Origin of the sequence: Micromonospora musae (assembly GCF_003626545.1) — a bacterium.
Lineage (GTDB): Bacteria > Actinomycetota > Actinomycetes > Mycobacteriales > Micromonosporaceae > Micromonospora > Micromonospora musae.
In genome coordinates this window covers 197,093-215,280 of the sequence record NZ_RAZS01000007.1, presented here as the reverse complement: position 1 = coordinate 215,280, position 18,188 = coordinate 197,093, and the positions used below count along the sequence as shown (strand labels likewise).

The following is an 18,188-nucleotide window of genomic DNA, read 5'->3' as shown; positions in this document are numbered from 1 at the left end:
TGCCCGCTCCCCGCAGGGCTTGCCCGCTGCCGGCGCCCCGGCCCGTGGGCAGCTCGACCGGAGGTCGACCCCTGTCCTGTGCTCGCTTTAGAGCTGAGCAGTTCGCGTCATCACCGATGCCCTCTCGACCGCATCCGGGCACCCCGCGCGGGCAGCGCGCGGGCATTGCGTCTGCGCATCGCGCACGGGCACCGCATCCGAGCACCGCGCCGGAGCACCGCGCCCGGGGCAGCGCACGGGCATTGCGTCCGAGCACCGCGCCCCGGGCACCGCATCTGAACACCGCGTGCGGGCACTGCATCCGCTCACCGCGTCCGGCAGTCCGAGGACGCCTGACTCGTCTGCGTCATCAGCTCTAAAGTGTCCGAACCAGCAACCTATCCTCCAGCGACCCGCCCGCCAGCGACCCGCGGGCCGGCAACCAATCCCCAACGCCCGCGCACCGGCAACCGCGGACCCGCAACCAATTCCCCAGCAACCCACGCACCGGCAAGCCGGCCACGGCCGCGGGCCGGGCGGAGTCCGTCAGCCGGCGGCGGGGATCTCGACGCCGAGGACGGACTGCTCGTCGGGGCGGTGCACGAGCACGTCCGAGAGGTACGACTGCACGGCGGGGGCCATGCCGACGTCGCGACCGGCCCGCTCGGAGAGCAGCCACTTGTGCTCGATGATCTGCGTGAAGAGCTCCTGCGGCTCCAGCTTGCGGCGCAGGTCGGCCGGGACCGCCCGCACCACCGGCTCGAAGACCTCGGTCAACCAGCGGTGCGCGGCCTGCTGCTCGTCGCTGAGGTCGCTCTCGGCCCGGTAGGCGTCCAGGTCGTTGAGGAGCTTGCGGGCCTGGTTCTCCTCGGCGTCCAGGCCGGTCAGGCGCAGCAGCCGGCGGGTGTGATAGCCGGCGTCGACGACCTTCGGGCGGACCAGGTAGCGCCCGTCGGCGATGGTCGACATGGCCACCTCGGCGACGTCGAAGCCCAGCTCGTTGAGGCGGCGGATCCGGCTCTCGATGTCGTGCCGCGCCTCCCGCTCGACCTGCTGCTCGTAGGTGATCTCGTGCCAGAGCCGCTCGTAGCGCTGCACCACCTCCTCGGAGACCACCTCCGGGTCGATCGACTCGTGCAGCAACCCGGCGGCCTGCAGGTCCAGCGCCTCACCGAAGATGTTGACCCGGGCGATCTCCAGGTCCTCGCCGCGCTGACCGTTGGAGAGCGACGTGCGCAGCGCCCCGGTCTCCGCGTCGACGAGGTACGCCGCGAACGCCCCGGCGTCCCGTCGGAACAGGGTGTTGGAGAGCGAGCAGTCGCCCCAGAAGAAGCCGGTCAGGTGCATCCGCACGATCAGGGCGGCGAGCGCGTCGAGCAGCCGGCTCATCGTCTCCGGCCGCAGTGTGTGCGAGAAGAGCGCCCGGTACGGCAGCGAGAACTGCAGGTGCCGGGTGATCAGTACCGATTCGAGGGGTTCACCGTCGTCGGTCTGCCGGTCCGCGACGATCGCGACCGCCTCCACCGCCGGGAAATCGATCCGCTCCAGCGCGCGGAGCAGGTCGTACTCGCGTTCGGCGATCCGCTCGCGGGTCTCCTTGAACGCGTAGACGTACTCGCCGAGCCGGACAAAGCGGACGATGTGCCGGGAGATGCCCTGCGGCAGCGCCACCAGGTGCTGGGCAGGCCACTCCTCCAGCGGGGTCGACCACGGAAGGTCGAGCAGCGCCGGGTCCACGAGAGCAGACGTGATCCGCACGCGGACAAGTGTGACTGCTCCATCCGCGCAACGCTTCCCATCGTGGTTGGGCCCACAGCACCGCCCGGTAGCGTGGGCGGATGCGCAACACCGCAGGGGTACGCGAACCGGTGCGGCTGCGGCCGGTGCGGCCGGCCGGCTGGTGGTACGACGTGCTGCTGCTCGCCGCCCTCGTCGGCCTGACCGTCGCGCTCACCGCGCACCACCTCTTCGACGTCGACCGGGCGGTGGCGGACTGGGCGCAGGCGCATCGCCCGCCGGTGGCGTACTGGGTGGCCCGGGTGTTGAACCTGCTCGGCCAGGGCACCCCGCTGACCCTGATCGCGGCCGGGCTGGGGGTGCTGCTGGCGGTCCGGACCCGCTCGATCCGGCCGGTCCTGCCGGCGGTCGTCGCGTTCGTGCTCACCTACCTGACCATCGGGCCGCTCAAGGTGTGGACGGCCCGCCCGGCGCCGAGCGCCAGCATCAAGGAGCCGTTCCTGTCGCCCGAGCAGACCCTGCCGCTCTTCCAGGAGCACCTGCCGGTGCGCTTCGCCCAGTCGTACCCGTCCGGCCACGTGGCCAACGCGATCGTCTGGTACGGCGTGCTGGCGCTGCTGCTCGCCCCGCTGCTGCGCAGCTACGGGCGTACCGTCCCACCCCGGCTCGTCCTCGCGATCCGGGTGCTCCCGCCACTGATCGTGCTCTCCACCACCACCTACCTGGGTTGGCACTGGCTCACCGACTCGGTGGCCGGGCTGTTGCTCGGCCTGTTCCTGGATCGGCTGCTGCACCGGGTGCCGTGGGACGACGTACCGCTGCCGGGGCGCCCGCTCTGGTCGGAGCGCACCCGATTGTTCACCTCCGGCCCGTAGCCTCGCCCGCCGTGAGCCAACTGGAGCGCCGGCTGGGCGTACCCGAGGCGGTGCTCATCGGCCTCGGGTCGATGCTCGGCGCGGGTGTCTTCGTGGTCTTCGGCCCGGCGACGGCGGCGTCCGGCGGTGCCGGGCTGCTCCCCGCCCTGGTGCTGGCCGGTTTCATCGCCTTCTGCAACGCGACCAGCTCCGCCCGGCTGGCCGCCCGCTACCCGGAGTCCGGCGGCACGTACGTCTACGGCCGGGAGCGGCTGGGCCTGTTCGCCGGGTTCGTGGCCGGCTGGGGTTTCGTGGTCGGCAAGACGGCGAGTTGCGCGGCGATGGCGCTGACCATCGGGGCGTACCTCTGGCCGGAGCAGGCCCGGCTGGTCGCGGTCGCCGCCGTGCTCGCGGTGACCGGGGTGAACCTGCGCGGCATCGGCAAGACCGCGACCGTGACGAAGGCGCTGGTCGCGCTGGTGCTCGCGGTGCTGACGCTGGTCGCGGTCGCCGGTGTGGTCGGCGGGCCGGTCGAGCTGGACCGGCTGGCCGACGCCGGGGGCGCCGGTCGAGGTGTGCTCACCGCCGCCGGTCTGCTCTTCTTCGCCTTCGCCGGGTACGCCCGGATCGCCACCCTCGGTGAGGAGGTGCGCGACCCGGAGCGGACCATTCCCCGGGCGGTGCCGATCGCGCTCGGCCTCGTGCTGGGCAGCTACCTGGTGCTCGCCGTCGTCGCGCTCGGCGTGCTGGGCGCGGACCGGCTGGCCGGCTCCGCAGCGCCCCTGGCGGACGTGGTGACGACGGCCGGGCTGCCGGAACTCGCCTGGGTGGTCCGCGCGGGGGCCACCGTCGCGGTCACCGGCGTGCTGCTCTCGCTGCTCGCCGGGGTGGGTCGCACCCTGCTGGCGATGGCTCGCCGCCGGGACGTGCCGGCGGCGCTGGCCGCCGTGCACCCCCGGCACCGGGTGCCGCACCGGGCCGAGTTGACGGTCGCCGCGGTGGTGATCCTGGTGGTGCTGGTCGCCGACGTCCGCCACGCGATCGGCTTCTCCAGCTGCACGGTGCTGGTCTACTACGCGATCACCAATGCGGCGGCGCTCACCCTCGGCCGCGACCCGGGCCGCCGGTTGCCGGTCCGGACACTCGCCGCGCTGGGGCTCGCCGGCTGCCTGCTGCTCGCCGCCAACCTGCCGCTGACCAGCGTCGTCGTCGGCTTCGCGGTGCTCGCCGCGGGCGCCGCCTGGTACGCGCTCCGCCGCTCCCCAACTCTCCGTCGATCATGAAGTCGCCGCGGACACCCCGGCGACAGGTTCTCGATCAACGGGGCGGGGTGGGCTGACCGGGCGGCGTCGGCCGGCCGCCATCGGTGGCCATACGGGGCGGCCCCGACTGGTCGCCGGGCGGCTGCTCCGGCACGGACGGCTCCGCGCGCGACGGGGCGCCGACCGGCCCGGGAACCTGCCCGCCGGGGACCGGCGGGACAGCCGTAGCCGGCGGGCGGCCGGCAGCCGGCGGGGGGCCAGGAGTCGGCGCGGCGGCACGGGGCAGCGCGCCCACCCGGGAGGCGGGCAGGCCGTCACCCGCGGCCGGAGCCGGCGGGGCGCAGTGCCGGGTGAGCCAGTCCAGCCCGGCACGGCGAGCGACCACCGTCAGCCGGTCGCCCGCGAAGATCACCTGTCGGGGGTCGAGGTCCTTCCACCAGATCGTCCGCGCGCCACCGGCCGGCGTACGGGCGATCAACCGCACCTGCCCCTCCTGGGAGACGACGGAGAGCGGCCGCCCGTCGAGCTCCGATCCGGCGGCGACGGGCACCTCGGCCACGGGCAGCGCGTGCCGCCCGACCGGAATCGTGGCGATGACCGCCCGTTCGGTCAGCGCGCCGGTGAACGCCGGCGCGGCCAGGTAGGAGACCGACCGGGAGGCACCGAGACCGAACGCCTCCTCGACCCGCTCGGCGAAGTCGTTCTCGAAGAGCCGCAGCACCACCCGCAGCTCGGCCCGGGTCTCCCGCGCGGCGAGCGCCGCCTCCAGGTTGGCCACGTCGTCGGTCGACACGATCACCAACGCCTGGCAGTCGGCCACCGAGGCGGCCTCCAACGTCTCCGGCTGCGCGGCGTCGCCGACGATCAGCGGCACCTCCAGCTGGCGGGCGAGCGTACCGCCGCGCGGCTCCGGGTTCTTGTCGATGGCGACGACCTCGACGTCGTACTCGCGCAGCTGCGCCATCACCCGGGTACCGACGTTGCCGAGGCCGACCACCACCACGTGACCGGAGCGGTGCGGCTGGAGCCGGCCGGTGTGCAGGGCCAGCCGGGCGTTCACGATCCCCTCCACCACGACGGCGGTGATCAGCGGGATCAGGGCCAGCCCGGCCAGGTTCAGCACGACCTGCATCACCTGGGCGTCGGCCGACTTGTTGGTGTCCGGGTCGGCACCGCTGAGCGTGGTGACCAGGGTGACGTACAGCGCCTCCGCGGGCGAGACCCCCTCCGCCTGGGCGATCAGCGCGCCGAGCACGACGACGACCGCGAGCAGGAGCATCGTCGCGATGCCGATCTTGCGGGTGGCGAAGCCGCGTACCGCCCGCAGCAGCACCGCGAACGGTCTCCGCCGCCGCCTGGCCCGGACCAGCTTCCGCGCCGCGACCTCGGTGCTGGGTGGCTGCCCCGTCGCCTCGGCGAGCACCAGATCGGCGGTCGCCGGGTCGGACGGCAGCAGCAGCACCCTCTGCGGGTCGCGCCGGTCGGCCAGCCCGCAGGCCACGTCCTGCTCCCGCACATCCGCCCGCCGGGCGACCCGCAGGGTACGGCCGCGGTGCTGGAAGTGCGTGGGGTCGACCTCGCCGAGCGCCGCCGCCACGAACGCCGGCGCGGCCATCTCGGCGTCGGAGAGCACCTCCACCGGCGCTTGGAGCAGGGTACGGACGCCGTCGGCGAGGGTGCCGTTGAACATCCGCAGCACCTGCCGGACGTGCTTGTCGACGGCCTGGGCGCAGAGCGCGGCGTGCAGGTTGCCGACGTCGTCCTGGTGCAGCAGGGCGAGCCCGGCGGCCCCCGCCAGGTTCGCGGCGCGGAACGTCGCCTCGTCGAGCCGGTCGGAGCGGACGACCCGGACGCCCCGCAGCGTCGCCACGTCGGCCCCGTTGGACCGGTGCCGCTCGGGCACGACCACCGTCACCCGCGCGCCGCCGGCGGGCAGGTCGCTCTCCAGCAGCGCTTTCGCCACGTAGTACGCGAGCGAGTCACGCCCGCAGATGACGTAGTGCGGGCGGGGATCACCGGCGGGCCGCAGCCGCCAGTTCCACTCGACCGCCCGTCGCGCCCGGTCCCGCCACGGCTCCCCCATGCCCGGATCGTAGTAAGGACGACCTTGCTGGGCGAGAGCATCCGGTTGGCGCGTGGTGCAGGCATGGCGTCGATGGGTGCGGGTAGAACAGCAGCCATGCAGACCTTCCTCCCGTACCCGGACTTCCTGGCCAGCGCCCGCACGCTGGACCAGAAGCGGCTGGGCAAGCAGCGGGTGGAGACGATCCAGGTGCTGCGCGGGCTGACCTGGCCGACGTACGGGTGGCGCAACCATCCCGCGGTGAAGATGTGGGCGGGGTACGAGGAGGCGCTGACCCGGTACGGGCTGGACATGTGCGCCGTCTGGGTCGAGCCGGGACGGGCCGACACCTGTGCCGTGACGATGACCCGCGACCTCGCCGCCGCCTGCGGCATCGGGACGGTACGGGCCCAGGCGGAGCTGGCCGCCGCCGGTGAGCTGCCGCCCTGGCTGGGCCGGGAGGACCTGCACCTGAGCCACCGTTCGTCGCTGGTACGGAAGGACCCGGAGCACTACCGCCCGCTCTTCGGTGACGTCCCGGTCGACCTCGAGTACGTCTGGCCCGACTCGGACCGGGATCGCCGCTGCCTCACCCCCGACGTCCCGGGTGGCACACCCGCCTGACGCAGCGCGTCGCAGCCGAGGCCGGAGGAGGTTACGCGATGGCACTGTCGCGGCTGGCCGGTCGGCTCCTCGGCGTACGACGGCACCTCGTCGACCCCGGCGGCGGTGGCCCGCCCCGGGTGCCGCGCCCGGTCACGGCGGTGGTGGTGGGCGGCGGGATCGCCGGCATGTCGGCGGCCGTGGTACTCGCCGAGCGCGGGGTGCGGGTGACCGTGCTGGAGTCCTCGCCCACCCTGGGCGGCCGGGCGGGCGCCTGGCCGGAGCGGCTCGCCGACGGGGTGCAGCAGGTGGAGCACGGCTTCCACGCCTTCTTCCGGCAGTACTACAACTGGCGCGCCATCCTCCGGCGGATCGACCCCCAGCTGCGTTTCCTCCGTCCGGTGGCCGGTTATCCGATTCTCGCCGAGCGGTGGCCGACCGAGGAGTTCGGTGACCTGCCCGCCGCACCACCGCTGAACCTGCTCGCGTTGCTGGCCCGCAGCCCCAGCCTCCGCCTGCCCGACCTGCGGCGGATGAATCGGGACGCCGCCCTGCCCCTGCTTGGGTACCACCCGGTGCGCACCTACGCCGAGCTGGACGGCACCACCGCCGGTGAACTGCTCGACTCGCTGCGGCTGCCGGACCGGGCCCGCGCCATGCTCTTCGAGGTCTTCTCGCACTCGTTCTTCAACCACGAGTCGGAGATGTCGGCCGCCGAACTGGTCGCCCAGTTCCACTTCTATCTGCTCGGCAACGGGGAGGGGCTGGCGTTCGACGCACCGGACGAGGACTATGCGACGGCGATCTGGACGCCGTTGACCCGGCACGTCGAACGGCACGGCGGGCGGGTGCTGACCGGCGCGGCGGTCGGCGCGCTGCACCGCACCGACGGCGGCTGGCGGGTGCTGACCGACGACGGCGTCGGGTACGAGGCCGGGCACGTCGTGCTCGCCGTCGACCCGCCGGCGCTCGCCGCGCTGGTCGGCGCCTCCCCCGCGCTGGCGGAGCTGGCGCCACGGCTGGTGGCCGCCATGCCCGCCTTCGGCGCGCCCGGCCCGCCGTACACGGTGGCCCGCTACTGGTTCGACGGGGACGTACGCCCCGACCGGTCGGTCTTCAGCGGCGTCACCCGGCAGTCCACCCTGGACTCCGTGACGCTCTACCACCGGCTGGAGCGGGAGCCCCGAGGCTGGGCCGAGCGCACCGGCGGCAGCGTGATCGAGCTGCACGCGTACGCCTGCGAGCCGGGCGTGCCCGCCGCGGAGCTGGCCGAACGGATGCGCGGCGAGCTGGCGACGCTCTGGCCGGAGGTGGCCGGGCTGTCGGCCCGTGAGCTGCGCGCCCGGGTCGAGGCGCGGGCACCGGCCTTTCCCCCGGGCGGTCACGCCGGGCGGCCGCGGGTACGCACCGACGCCGACGGCATCTACCTCGCCGGTGACGGCGTCGCCACGGAGTTCCCCAGCGCGTTGATGGAGCGCGCCGCGGCGACGGGCATCGTCGCGGCCAACCACATCCTGCGGGCGGAGGGCGGCGCGGCGGAGCCGGTCCACTCGATCCGGCCGCTCGGCCTCTTCGCCCGGCGACCGTGACCGTGCCGTCGACGCGTCCCGCGACGGCCTCGCCTCCGATCGAAATCCGTTGCCCGGTCTTCCGGGCGGACCTACCGTGATCGCGCAAGGTCAACCGCTGCTCCGGGAGCCGTCCATGTCGATGTCGCACGTCACCACCGTGCCGTCGTGGCTGCTCGGCGACGGTTGCCGAGCCGAAGACCCCGGGGACGGTCGACCCGACTGACGCGCATCCCGCGCCCGTCGAGCCGCCCGTTCCGCCTCCGGACCGGGCGGCTCTTTCGCTCTCCGGCCCGCTGTCCATCCGTCACCGTGGAGGGAGATTCCGGTGAATGCCGTCCTCGTCGTCAACGCCGACCTCGGCCCGCTGCACCGGGTCACCATCCAGCACGCCATCCGGATGCTCTGCCGCCGGGTCGCCGAGATCCACGAGGCCGAGCCGGACCGGGTGGTCGGCGTCTTCCCGATGCCCCGGGTGGTCCGACTGGTCCGGTACGTGGTGACCCGTTGGCGGTTCGCCGCCGGGCCGACCTGGTCCCGGGCGGGGGTGTTACGGCGTGACGGCCGCTGCTGCGCCTACTGCGGCGGGCCGGCCGACACCGTCGACCACATCCTGCCCCGCTCGCGGGGCGGCCGGAACACGTGGCGCAACACGACTGCCGCCTGCTACCCGTGCAACCAGCAGAAGGGCGACCGTACGCCCGCCAAGGCGGGCATGCCGCTGCGCCGCGAGCCGATCGTGCCGAGCTGGGCAGCGCTGGCCGGGCGGTGAGTGGACCGGCCGGCGGGAACGGGGGGCCGCGCCCGGGGAACCTTCCCGGCGCGGCACCCGCCGGCCTCCTCCCGATCAGTCCGGGTGCGGCGGCGTCCAGGCGAAGCGGGGCGTACGCCGCTCGCGGACGGCGGCGATGCCCTCCCGTGCCTCGCCGCTCTCCACGGCCTTCCGATGCCACCAGGCGATCCGGGCCGGGCCGGCCCGATCGTCGACGATCTCCTTCGCCGCGGCGACGCTGATCGGCGAGCGCTCGGCGATGGCGCCGGTCAGCTCGGCGACCCGGGCGTCGAGCCCCGCCTCGGGAAGCACCTCGTCGACCAGCCCCACCCGCAGGGCTCGCTCGGCGTCGATCAGCTCGGCGGTGAAGAGCAGGAACTTCGCGGCCGACGGGCCGACCAGGCGGGTGAGCCGCCGGGTGGTGGGCGCCGGGTAGACCAGCCCGAGCCGGGCTGGAGGCACACCGAACCGGGCGTCGACAGTGGCGATCCGCAGGTCGCAGGCGACCGCGAGCTGGCAGCCGCCGCCGACGCACGCGCCGCGTACCGCCGCGACGGTCGGCTTGGCGAACTCGGCGAGCCGCTCCTCGGCGGCCACCGCGATGCTCGCGTCGCCGGCCGCCACCAGCTCGTCGAGGTCGCCCAGGTCCGCGCCGGCGCAGAAGGTGTCACCGGTGCCGGTGAGCACCAGCGCGCGGACGGCCGGGTCGGCCTCCAACCGGTCGAGGATCGGCGGGAGCTGCCGCCACATCTCCGGGGTCATCGCGTTGCGCCGGGCCGGGTTGTGGATCACCAAGGTCGCCACCGGCCCGGCCACCTCGACGACGAGTTCCGCGTCCGCCACCGTCACCCTCCCTCGCTCGGTGCGAGAGACCTTAGCCAACCGGTGAACCGGGGCTGCCGGGGACCGTGGACGGCTGGCCTCACAGGCGGTACTCCGGGGGCAGTCCGGTGCCGCGCAGCTCGGCGGGCAGGTGCGCGACGTCGTTGAACGCGACCAGGGTGGGCGGCAGGCCGGCCCGGTAGCGGATGACGGTAAGCCCCGCGTTGTGGTGGTTCAGGCCCAGCCAGCGTGAACCGGGCGCGTCCAGCGCGTCCCGCACCAGCCACCCGATCAGGAACGTGTGCGTGACGAGCAGCTCGTACCGGTCGCCGTCGTCGGGCGGTCCGGCGAAGCTGCGCACCGCCGCCGCCGTCAGCCTCGGCCCGTCGGCCCGCTCGGCCGGGTCGAAGCCGGCCAGGAGCCTGGCGTACGCGGGCGGCAGCCCGGCCGCGGGCGTGTCCTCCGGCAGGTGGTCGCCGGCGAGTTCGGTGGCGTGCACCGGGACTCCGGGGAGCGCGGCCGACACCAACTGGGCGGTCTCCACCGCCCGGGGCAACGGCCCGTGGTGGATCGCGTCGACCGGCACGCCGCGCAGCCGCTCGCCGAGCAGCACGGCCTGGCGGCGGCCCCGAGCGGAGAGCCCGGCCTCCGGCGGGTCGGTCCCCGGCGGCGTCTCCGGCGGCAGGTTCTGCTCGCCGTGCCGGGCCAGCAGGAGGAATCGGGTCGGCATTCGGCTCCTTCCACGCTTCGGGAGGCGCGATATTAGTCGCGCCTCCCGATCCGCGGGTGCCCACCCGGCCCGGGTCAGCGGGTCAGCCCTCGCGCATCTGGCCGATGCGGATCTTGTTGCCGAACGGGTCGCGGATCCCGAAGTCGATCCCGTACGACCTCTCGGCCGGCTCGTCGGTGATCTCGACGCCCTTGGCGACGAGCGTCTCGTACGTCTTGTGCGCGTCGTCGGTGGTGATGGAGAGCCAGCCACCCATGGCGCCCTTGGTCAGCAGCTCGCGGACCTGCTCGGCGGTCGCCGGGTCGAGGGCCGGCGGTCCGGGCTTCTCCAGCAGGATCTCGCGGTGCTTGTCGCCGGGGACGTTGACCGTCAGCCAGCGCATGAAGCCGAGGTCGACGTCGGTGTTCACCTCCAGGCCGAGCTTGCCGACGTAGAAGTCGAGCGCCTCGTCCTGGTCGAGGACGTAGATCGAGGATCGGGTGAGTGCGTTCAAAGTCATGCCCATGACGCTAGAGGGCCACCCTGACCTGCTGCTTATCCAAAACTGCTGGGTCGGGTCCAGGCCTTCGTGAAACAGGTCGGTACGTCCACCGCGACCTTGCGCCGGCGGTACTCGGTCGGGGGCTCCCCCACGATCTGACGGAAGGTCCGGCTGAAGGTGCCGAGGCTGCTGAAGCCGACCGCGAAGCAGATCTCGGTGACGTCCTGGTCGGTCCGGAGCAGCAGGTACATCGCCCGCTCGACCCGCCGACGCTGGAGGTAGCGGTGCGGGGTCTCGCCGAAGGTCGCCCGGAAGGTGCGGATGAAGTGCGCCTCGGAGACGTGCGCGATGCGGGCCAGCGCCGGAATGTCCAGCGGATCGGCGTACGAGCGGTCCATCGCGTCCCGGGCGCGCAGCATCGCCCGGTTCGACTCCTCGACCGCTCGGCTCACGGCCCTCCCCTCACCCTCACGGCCAGGCTACCCAGGGTCTGTTTCCAAGGCTCGCCGGCGGAGCCGGGCACGATCCTGTGAAACAGGCCCCAGAAGGAGCGGCACGGGCGGGGGCGCTCACCGAGGGATGCTGAAGACTTGACCGGCGAGCGGTCCGTGCTGGTCCGCCGCCACCGCCAGACCACGATCACAGGAGTGCCGTGAACACCAGCTACCTCGCCGAGCCCGACCGGTACCGCGGCATGGAGTACCGCCGGACCGGTCGCAGCGGCCTGAAACTGCCCGCCGTCTCGCTCGGCCTGTGGCACAACTTCGGCGACAACCGACCGCTGGAGACCCAGCGGGCCATCCTGCGCCGCGCCTTCGACCTGGGCATCACCCACTTCGACCTGGCCAACAACTACGGCCCCCCGTACGGGTCGGCCGAGGAGAACTTCGGCCGCGTCCTCGCCACCGACCTCCGCCCGTACCGGGACGAGTTGGTCATCTCGACGAAGGCCGGCTACGACATGTGGCCCGGCCCGTACGGCGACCTCGGTTCCCGCAAGTACCTGACCGCGTCGCTGGACCAGTCACTCAAGCGGATGGGCCTGGAGTACGTCGACATCTTCTACTCGCACCGCTTCGACCCGGAGACCCCGCTGGAAGAGACGATGGGTGCGCTGGACGCGGCGGTGCGCGCCGGGAAGGCGCTCTACGTCGGTATCTCCTCGTACTCGCCGGCCCGCACCGCCGAGGCCGCCGCGATCCTCCGTGACCTCGGTACGCCCCTGCTGATCCACCAGCCGTCGTACTCGATGTTGAACCGGTGGATCGAGGACGAACTGCTCGACGTGCTGGAGCGGGAGGGGGTCGGCTGCATCGGCTTCTCGCCGCTGGCGCAGGGCATGCTGACCGACCGCTACCTGGACGGGGTGCCGGCCGACTCCCGGGCCAACGCGCAGACCTCCCTCTACCCGGAGTGGCTCACCGAGGAGAACCTAGGCAAGATCCGGGCGTTGAACGCCATCGCCGCGCGCCGCGGGCAGAGCCTCGCGCAGCTGGCGATCGCCTGGACGCTGCGCGACCCGCGGATGACCTCCACGGTGCTCGGCGCGAGCAGCGTCGCCCAGCTCGAGGCGAACGTGGCGGCGCTGGAGAACGCCACCTTCAGCGCCGAGGAGCTGACCGAGATCGAGCAGTACGCGACCGAGTCGGGCATCAACCTCTGGGCCCGGTCGAGCGCCGGCTGACCGGAGCCGGTGGGTCGGGTCGCCCCCGGCGTCGATGGGTCGGGTCGCCGCGACGGCCCGACCCGCCGCGGCCGGCCGGTCGCCGTCCGGCGCGGGCCTGCCGGCCGCGTGGCGCTGGTCTCTTCCGTGCGCCACGGCCGCGCAGCTCAGGGCGGCGGGCCGTCGGTCCCCGCAGTCGCGCTCAGCCGATCCCGGATCAGCGCGATCACGGTGGCGGCGGTCCGGTCGAGGTGACTGCGGCCGTCGGCGAGCCGGGCCTGCGGACTGATGTAGCTGAGCGGGCCGACGTGGGTGGCCGGGTCGAGCCGGTGCACCGTGATCTTCCCGTCGCGGGCGGCGCGGTTCCACCCGCTGCGGCGGAAGAGCCGCCACCGCTGCGGGAAGATCCAGGTGCCGACCCGCTCGATCCGGTCGCCGGCGCTGGTGAGCTGGTCGAGGTGCTGCGCGTGGCTGATGTCGTTTGCGCCGTTGTGGAACGCGCCGAGCGTGATCAGCCAGAGCGGGGAGCGCAGCTGGGCCCAGAGCTCGCCCACCGCGCCGGTGGCGACCTGGGCACCGCCGCTGTAACTGAGCAGCACGACGGGGATGCCGCTCTCCGGCTGGTACCCGGCGAGTCGCAGCTGCGCGGCGATCTGCGAGCCGACGGCGCGGTTGTACAGGGGGCGGTAACGCCGATCGGCGGCGACGAAGATCTGCATCACGTTGTGCAGGAAGAGCAGCAGCCCGACCCGCCGGCGCAGCCATCTCCAGACGGGCCGGTTGGCGAGCGGATTGGCCAGCGGGGAGTACGGCTGGACCTGGCCCAGCACCCTCAGCTCCGGCGCCCCCTCGATCAGGGACTTGACCAGTCGACCCCCGTCGCGGGTGTCGTGGAAGCGGCGCTTCCCGATGCCGTCCAGGTAGACCAGGTAGGCGCCCGGCGGGCGGTCCGGCTCCGCGCCCCGGGCGTGCGGCATGCCCTTGGGCAGCGTGGTGGTGGGGGTCCGCCAGCCCGCGACGTAGGCCAGTACCTCGTAGCGGGCGAGCAGCGCCTCGGCGAGCAGGACCGGACCGATCCCGGCGAGCAGCAGCAGGAGCGCGAACTCGGTCATGTGAGCGGCTCCGGCATCCGCCCGGTACTCAGTCGTACGACCAGGCGGCGGACTCCCTCGACGGCGACGCCGAGCCCGACCCCCGCGGCGGCCACGCAGCCGGCCGCCCCCCACCAGCCGACCCCGGCCACGGTGGCGAGCGCGGTGGCGAGACCCGCCCCCACCCCCACCATGAGCACCAGGTGCAGGAACGGCCCGAGCAGCGGGAACGCGAGGACGGCGGCGAGCAGCAGCGGCACGGCGAGGTCCGCCGTCCAGACCAGCGCGGCCTCGTCGGACGGGGACGTCACCAGCACCAGCTCGGCGAGGGTCCACGCGGAGAGCGGCCAGAGGGCGAAGACCGCGCCGTCGACGACGGCGCCGGCGACCATCATCCCGACCACCCGGGTACGCGACGCCCCGGAGAGGCGCGCCACCAGCGGCAGGAGACGCCCGGCGGCCTCGGAGAATCCGGCGACGAGCAGCAGGACGGTGACGACGGGAGACACCGGATCAGCCCTGCGCCGGCTCTTCGGTGGGCCCGGGCCGGGTGGGCCGGCCGGACTGCCGCACATAACGTTCGAGCTCGTCGGCGGCGCGCCGATAGCCGCCCGCCTGCCGCTGCGCCTCCCGCAGGGTGTTCGCGGCGGCCCGGAACCGGGGCTCGTCGAGCAGGCGCCGGGCGAGGGCGCGAACGACCTCCACGCCGACCTCCTCGGTACGGATCGAGAGGCCGGCGCCCAGCTCGGTGATGCGGGTAGCCACCAACGTCTGGTCCGCCCCCTGCGGAACCACCAGCATCGGGACGCCGGCGTACATGGCCTCGTTGACGCTGTTCACCCCGCCGTGGGTGATGAACAGGGTCGCGCGGGCCAGCACGTCGGGCTGCGGCACGAATCGTTGGGCGAGCACGTTGGCCGGCAGCGGGCCCAGCGCGGCGGGATCGGTCTGTCCGGTGGAGACGACCACGGTGCCGCCCAGCGGGGCGAGCGCGTCGGCGAGGGTGCGCAGCAGCCGCGGACCGACACCGAACACCGTGCCCATCGAGACGTACAGCACCGGGTCCCGCAGCCGATCGGCCGGGAACGACGAGTCGGGCGGGCGGGCGCCGACGCTCGGTCCGACGAAGCAGTACGACTGGTCGAAGCTGCCAGCCTCGGGATGCAGAGCCCGCGAGGTGTAGACCAGGTTGAGCGGCTGACGGATGTTCGCCAGGTCGATCAGGGGCACGGCGCCGGTGTCGTAGCGGCGGCGCAGCTGCCAACGCGACTTCAGGTATCCCCCGGCGTGCCGGGGCAGGACCGCCGCCGCGGCGAGGAGCCGCCAGGAGCCGCGGGTGGGGCTGGGTACGTGCCGGTTGAAGGCGAACGTGGTGAACGAGGAAGCTGCCGGCACGTCGAGTTCGCGGGCGGCCACCGGCCCCCACGGGCACAGGGAGTCGTGCACGATCAGGTCGGGCCGGGCCTCGCGCAGCTCGGCGAGAACGGCGGGGAGTACGCGCACGGCGATTCGGGCGAGCTGCTCCATCAGCGTGACCGGCGTCGGTGGGCCGGCCATCGGTACGTCGTCCCCGCGGTAGTCGAGCACTCGCGCGCCGGTGGCCGCGATCTCCTCCGCGTAGGCGTGCCCCGCGTGGTAGGTGACGGAGTGGCCGCGACGAACAAGCTCGGAGACGACCGGCAGGGTCGGGTTGATGTGCCCGTGCATGGCGATGTTGAGGAAGGCGATTGTGCTCATCGGCGAGACCGGGGCAGGGAACGGGCCGCCGCCCGACCACCTTCAGCGATCATGATCCGCCTTTCTCGCCCGACGCAGGACGCGTTCGCGCGCGCCTGGTCCGCCGACGCCCGGTCCGGGTCCGGGTGCAGACCGGTGAGCGCAGCGCAGCCACCGCATGGACCGATGTCGGTCGCATGTCGCGGTGGCCGCTGTCACAGGGTAAACGCTGCCTTAACAGGGCACGCCGTGGACCGGGCACTCTCCCGTCGGCGGCGATCCGCCCGACGTGGTTCTCAAGGGCATCCGCGCCCGGCGTGCTTCTCGCGGCGACGACAGTCGCGATTTGCCTGGCGGATTTGGAGCCCCCGGCCGGGATCGAACCGGCTACATCTCGCTTACAAGCTCTGTGCATCACGTCCACATACGTCCGGGAACGGCTGCTCGCTCGAAGCTTCGTCCATGCCGATGCTCCTCAGCGTGCTGCCGTCCGGCATGGTTGCTGTCAGCGCTGCTGTCGAAAGGCGTCCCGCCGCCGCCCCAGAGCGACCCCGGCTGGCGAGCCCGCTTGTGGTTGTCAGCCGGGCATAGCGCGTCGTACGGAGAACCGATCAAGGCCAGCGTCGACTATCCATTCACCGAGCTCTGTGCGAGGGTGGTGCGGTGTTGCCGGCCTGGCTTCAGGAGCTCGGCGGCTTGCTCTCAGGCCTCGGAGCGCTTGCCGCTGCCTTCATAGCAGTCTTCGCCATACGTCGCCAGGAGGCGGCTAGCGAACGTGCCTTAGCGGCACAAGCGCAAGCTACCCGCGACGCCAGAGAACACGAGCGCCGGCTAGCTGCGGAAGATCGGCTATGGGCACGGAGGGCGGATCTCTACGCCCGCACCACACTCGCCATGCGCGAATACCTCAACCGGCCCGTCGATGAATTGGGCAAAGAGACGCCTCTCGCCGACGTGCCTCTCATGGCAAGCCTCGCAGGGGAGGCCGAAATCCTGGCCTCGACTCAGGCCAAAGACGCCATCAACGAGTTCGTCTACGACGATCCCGGCTACGACGAGAAGGTCAACATCTGGGCTGAGTTCCAGATCCTCGCTCGCCGTGAGTTGATGGGCTCAGAAGATCCAACGCTACGGGTGGGTGACGCCGCGGCGGTTACCAGGCCATCGGCCCCGCCTCCCGCGAGCGACTAGATCTGCGCATTACGAGTCGGCTGCCCGCCGCTGGACCACCGCCCGGTCCTCGTGCCCCACCTGGTGTCCCGGTCCGTCATCGTCCGCCGGCGATCGCTGCTCGGCCTTCAGCCGCACGTGATGCTCGTTGAGGGTCCGCGCTGCCTTCTCGCCGCCTCGGTCCCGCCTGACGCTTCGCTCACAAGCTCTGGGCCGCTCCCAGCCAACCAAACGCATGCGCTGACCCGATACCTTCAACGATCGTGACCCTCGATGATCTAGGCAACCTCGGCGACGCAACCGGCGGCCTCTTTGCTGTCGTCCTCGGCATAGTGGCTTTGTTCGGCAGTCGCTCAGCTTGGGCAGACTGGCGAGACCGGCAACAGGCTGAGAAGGAGTTTGCCGAGGAGAAGACGAAGGAGCTTCGCCTGAACCGTGAGCGGGCCATCCGGGGCTGGATGCCAAGCGGGACTCAGGTCTACGGTGTTCAGCTAGTTAGGGAGCCAGCGGAGCTGTCCCAAGCTGTCGATGAACTGAAGGATGGCGGACCAACTGACTACGTGCTTCTCCGGGTCAGCGAGTCCGAGGCGGGTAACGTCAATCGGGCCCACAGCCTGCGCCAGCTGATCGCGTCACAGGGTTTCATCGCTCAAGCGCCGTCGACCGCTGAGTACGAAGCGCTCCAGCGCGGTCGGCAACTGACCAGCGACTAGCGAATGAACCTCGTCGGTGTGAGGGAACCGCCACGACAGCTAAACCAACGCCGGGCGCCACGCCCGCGCCAGCGACACACGGTTTAGGAAGGGTGTAGCGCCCGCCGTGTCATCTTGGCTCCTACCAGGGCGAATACTGGTTACCTCTGTCGCGATGCGCTCAATCATTCCGTGCATGTTCCGGATCACGCCGCCCACGGCGCGTGGCTACTCATATGGCGCAACGGCCGTGGTTGGCCAGCCTCCGCCGCCATCAGCCCGGAAGTGCCGCACCTCTAAATGAAGGGTGTCGCATCGTCTACGTCGCTGCCGGGGACCGCCAGATCCTCGCGAATCCTCATGAGTAGGTCGATTTCGGCGTGGTCGTATGCGACATGGCTCTCATGAAACTTCGGGTCATCCGGGTCGTCGTGCTTGCAATAGTGCCCCCACCGCCAGGCGGCGTTGTACGCCGAGGCAGCCGCCGTAGCAACCGAGGAAGTAGCGAAGATCCTCAAACGGTTGAGCCTCTCGAAAGCTGGCGTGTGCCAGTCGTCCGGCAGTTCAGACTCCTCAAGGAAGCCGTAGCCCTTGTTGTAAGCCAACCGCGCCATGACCTTGAGCGAGTCATAAAAGTCGACATAGGACTCACGGCGGCGATCGAACGTCCTGGACTCATCCTCTCGGCACCATCGCTCGCGCTCACGTGCCCGTTCTCGCTCCCACGCCTTATCCTCTCGCCGGTCCGATCGGCGCTGCGTGATCAGCACGCCCGCGGTGCCGCCAGAGAGCGTGCCGAGCACGCCGATCAGCGCAACCGCGAGGGGAACCCAGAGTGGCGTCGCACCTCGATGATGCCGACCGGGTCAACCTGATCAGGCGCTGGCATGGACTGGAGCCCTTAAGCTCGGCTCGACCCCCTTCTGCCAACCGAGTTGCTGTCTACACCTCGGCCCCGCTGGATCGGAGCAAACAAGGCGTGGGTG

General features: G+C 72.2%; 17 protein-coding genes and 1 pseudogene. 8 read left to right on the top strand and 10 right to left on the bottom strand.

The window, feature by feature from the left end:
- Positions 1 to 525 precede the first annotated feature (525 nt).
- The gene (locus D7147_RS20965) at positions 526 to 1,737 is read right to left on the bottom strand and encodes a DUF4032 domain-containing protein (RefSeq protein ID WP_120680264.1); all 1,212 of its coding nucleotides are present in this window, start codon (positions 1,735 to 1,737) and stop codon (positions 526 to 528) included.
- 110 nt (positions 1,738 to 1,847) lie between these two features.
- Between D7147_RS20965 and D7147_RS20960 the strand changes: the two genes are divergently transcribed.
- Both D7147_RS20960 and D7147_RS20955 read left to right on the top strand, forming a co-directional pair.
- Complete coding sequence (locus D7147_RS20960) at positions 1,848 to 2,591, top strand: phosphatase PAP2 family protein (protein ID WP_199716674.1); 744 nt, start codon at positions 1,848 to 1,850, stop codon at positions 2,589 to 2,591.
- 11 nt (positions 2,592 to 2,602) lie between these two features.
- Positions 2,603 to 3,853, top strand: a complete 1,251-nt coding sequence (locus D7147_RS20955; protein WP_120680260.1) for an APC family permease — start codon at positions 2,603 to 2,605, stop codon at positions 3,851 to 3,853.
- Positions 3,854 to 3,887: 34 nt separating this feature from the next.
- Here D7147_RS20955 and D7147_RS20950 read toward each other — a convergent pair whose 3' ends face one another.
- A complete protein-coding gene (locus D7147_RS20950; RefSeq protein ID WP_233563260.1) occupies positions 3,888 to 5,915 on the bottom strand; it encodes an NAD-binding protein in 2,028 nt (675 codons plus the stop codon).
- Between the two features lie 96 nt (positions 5,916 to 6,011).
- Between D7147_RS20950 and D7147_RS20945 the strand changes: the two genes are divergently transcribed.
- The 3 genes from D7147_RS20945 (at position 6,012) to D7147_RS20935 (ending at position 8,837) form a co-directional block, all read left to right on the top strand.
- On the top strand, positions 6,012 to 6,518 hold the full coding sequence (locus D7147_RS20945; RefSeq protein ID WP_120680258.1) for an MSMEG_6728 family protein: 507 nt from the start codon (positions 6,012 to 6,014) through the stop codon (positions 6,516 to 6,518).
- 38 nt (positions 6,519 to 6,556) lie between these two features.
- The gene (locus D7147_RS20940) at positions 6,557 to 8,086 is read left to right on the top strand and encodes a hydroxysqualene dehydroxylase (protein ID WP_120680256.1); all 1,530 of its coding nucleotides are present in this window, start codon (positions 6,557 to 6,559) and stop codon (positions 8,084 to 8,086) included.
- Between the two features lie 307 nt (positions 8,087 to 8,393).
- Positions 8,394 to 8,837 (top strand): HNH endonuclease, encoded by a 444-nt coding sequence (locus D7147_RS20935; RefSeq protein WP_120680254.1) that lies wholly within the window; start codon positions 8,394 to 8,396, stop codon positions 8,835 to 8,837.
- Between the two features lie 75 nt (positions 8,838 to 8,912).
- Here the strand turns inward: D7147_RS20935 and D7147_RS20930 are convergent, their stop codons facing one another.
- The 4 genes from D7147_RS20930 to D7147_RS20915 all read right to left on the bottom strand — a co-directional run bounded on the left by D7147_RS20930 (position 8,913) and on the right by D7147_RS20915 (position 11,322).
- A complete protein-coding gene (locus D7147_RS20930; protein WP_120680252.1) occupies positions 8,913 to 9,686 on the bottom strand; it encodes an enoyl-CoA hydratase/isomerase family protein in 774 nt (257 codons plus the stop codon).
- A 73-nt stretch (positions 9,687 to 9,759) separates the two neighbouring features.
- Complete coding sequence (locus tag D7147_RS20925) at positions 9,760 to 10,389, bottom strand: histidine phosphatase family protein (protein ID WP_120680250.1); 630 nt, start codon at positions 10,387 to 10,389, stop codon at positions 9,760 to 9,762.
- An 82-nt stretch (positions 10,390 to 10,471) separates the two neighbouring features.
- Positions 10,472 to 10,888 carry a VOC family protein gene (locus D7147_RS20920; protein WP_120680637.1) on the bottom strand — a complete coding sequence of 139 codons (417 nt, stop codon included), beginning with the start codon at positions 10,886 to 10,888 and terminating at the stop codon, positions 10,472 to 10,474.
- Positions 10,889 to 10,923: 35 nt separating this feature from the next.
- Entirely contained in the window at positions 10,924 to 11,322 is a 399-nt protein-coding gene (locus tag D7147_RS20915; protein ID WP_199716659.1) for a helix-turn-helix domain-containing protein, read from the bottom strand.
- Positions 11,323 to 11,522: 200 nt separating this feature from the next.
- Here D7147_RS20915 and mgrA point away from each other — a divergent pair, with 200 nt between their 5' ends.
- The gene (gene mgrA, locus D7147_RS20910; protein WP_199734219.1) at positions 11,523 to 12,554 is read left to right on the top strand and encodes an L-glyceraldehyde 3-phosphate reductase; all 1,032 of its coding nucleotides are present in this window, start codon (positions 11,523 to 11,525) and stop codon (positions 12,552 to 12,554) included.
- 146 nt (positions 12,555 to 12,700) lie between these two features.
- Here mgrA and D7147_RS20905 read toward each other — a convergent pair whose 3' ends face one another.
- The 3 genes and pseudogenes from D7147_RS20905 to D7147_RS20895 all read right to left on the bottom strand — a co-directional run.
- Entirely contained in the window at positions 12,701 to 13,645 is a 945-nt protein-coding gene (locus D7147_RS20905) for a hypothetical protein (RefSeq protein WP_120680248.1), read from the bottom strand.
- The gene (locus tag D7147_RS20900) at positions 13,642 to 14,133 is read right to left on the bottom strand and encodes a hypothetical protein (protein WP_120680246.1); all 492 of its coding nucleotides are present in this window, start codon (positions 14,131 to 14,133) and stop codon (positions 13,642 to 13,644) included. Before D7147_RS20900 ends, D7147_RS20905 begins: the two co-directional genes overlap by 4 nt.
- Positions 14,134 to 14,137: 4 nt before the next feature.
- Positions 14,138 to 15,283 (bottom strand): annotated as a pseudogene (locus D7147_RS20895) (macrolide family glycosyltransferase); the annotation flags it as partial.
- Positions 15,284 to 16,234: 951 nt separating this feature from the next.
- Between D7147_RS20895 and D7147_RS20890 the strand changes: the two are divergent.
- Positions 16,235 to 16,531 (top strand): hypothetical protein, encoded by a 297-nt coding sequence (locus tag D7147_RS20890; RefSeq protein ID WP_120680242.1) that lies wholly within the window; start codon positions 16,235 to 16,237, stop codon positions 16,529 to 16,531.
- Positions 16,532 to 16,773: 242 nt separating this feature from the next.
- Complete coding sequence (locus D7147_RS20885) at positions 16,774 to 17,223, top strand: hypothetical protein (protein WP_120680240.1); 450 nt, start codon at positions 16,774 to 16,776, stop codon at positions 17,221 to 17,223.
- 275 nt (positions 17,224 to 17,498) lie between these two features.
- On the opposite strand, the gene D7147_RS20880 is transcribed toward D7147_RS20885, so the two are convergent.
- The gene (locus tag D7147_RS20880) at positions 17,499 to 18,005 is read right to left on the bottom strand and encodes a hypothetical protein (protein ID WP_120680238.1); all 507 of its coding nucleotides are present in this window, start codon (positions 18,003 to 18,005) and stop codon (positions 17,499 to 17,501) included.
- Positions 18,006 to 18,188 lie beyond the last annotated feature (183 nt).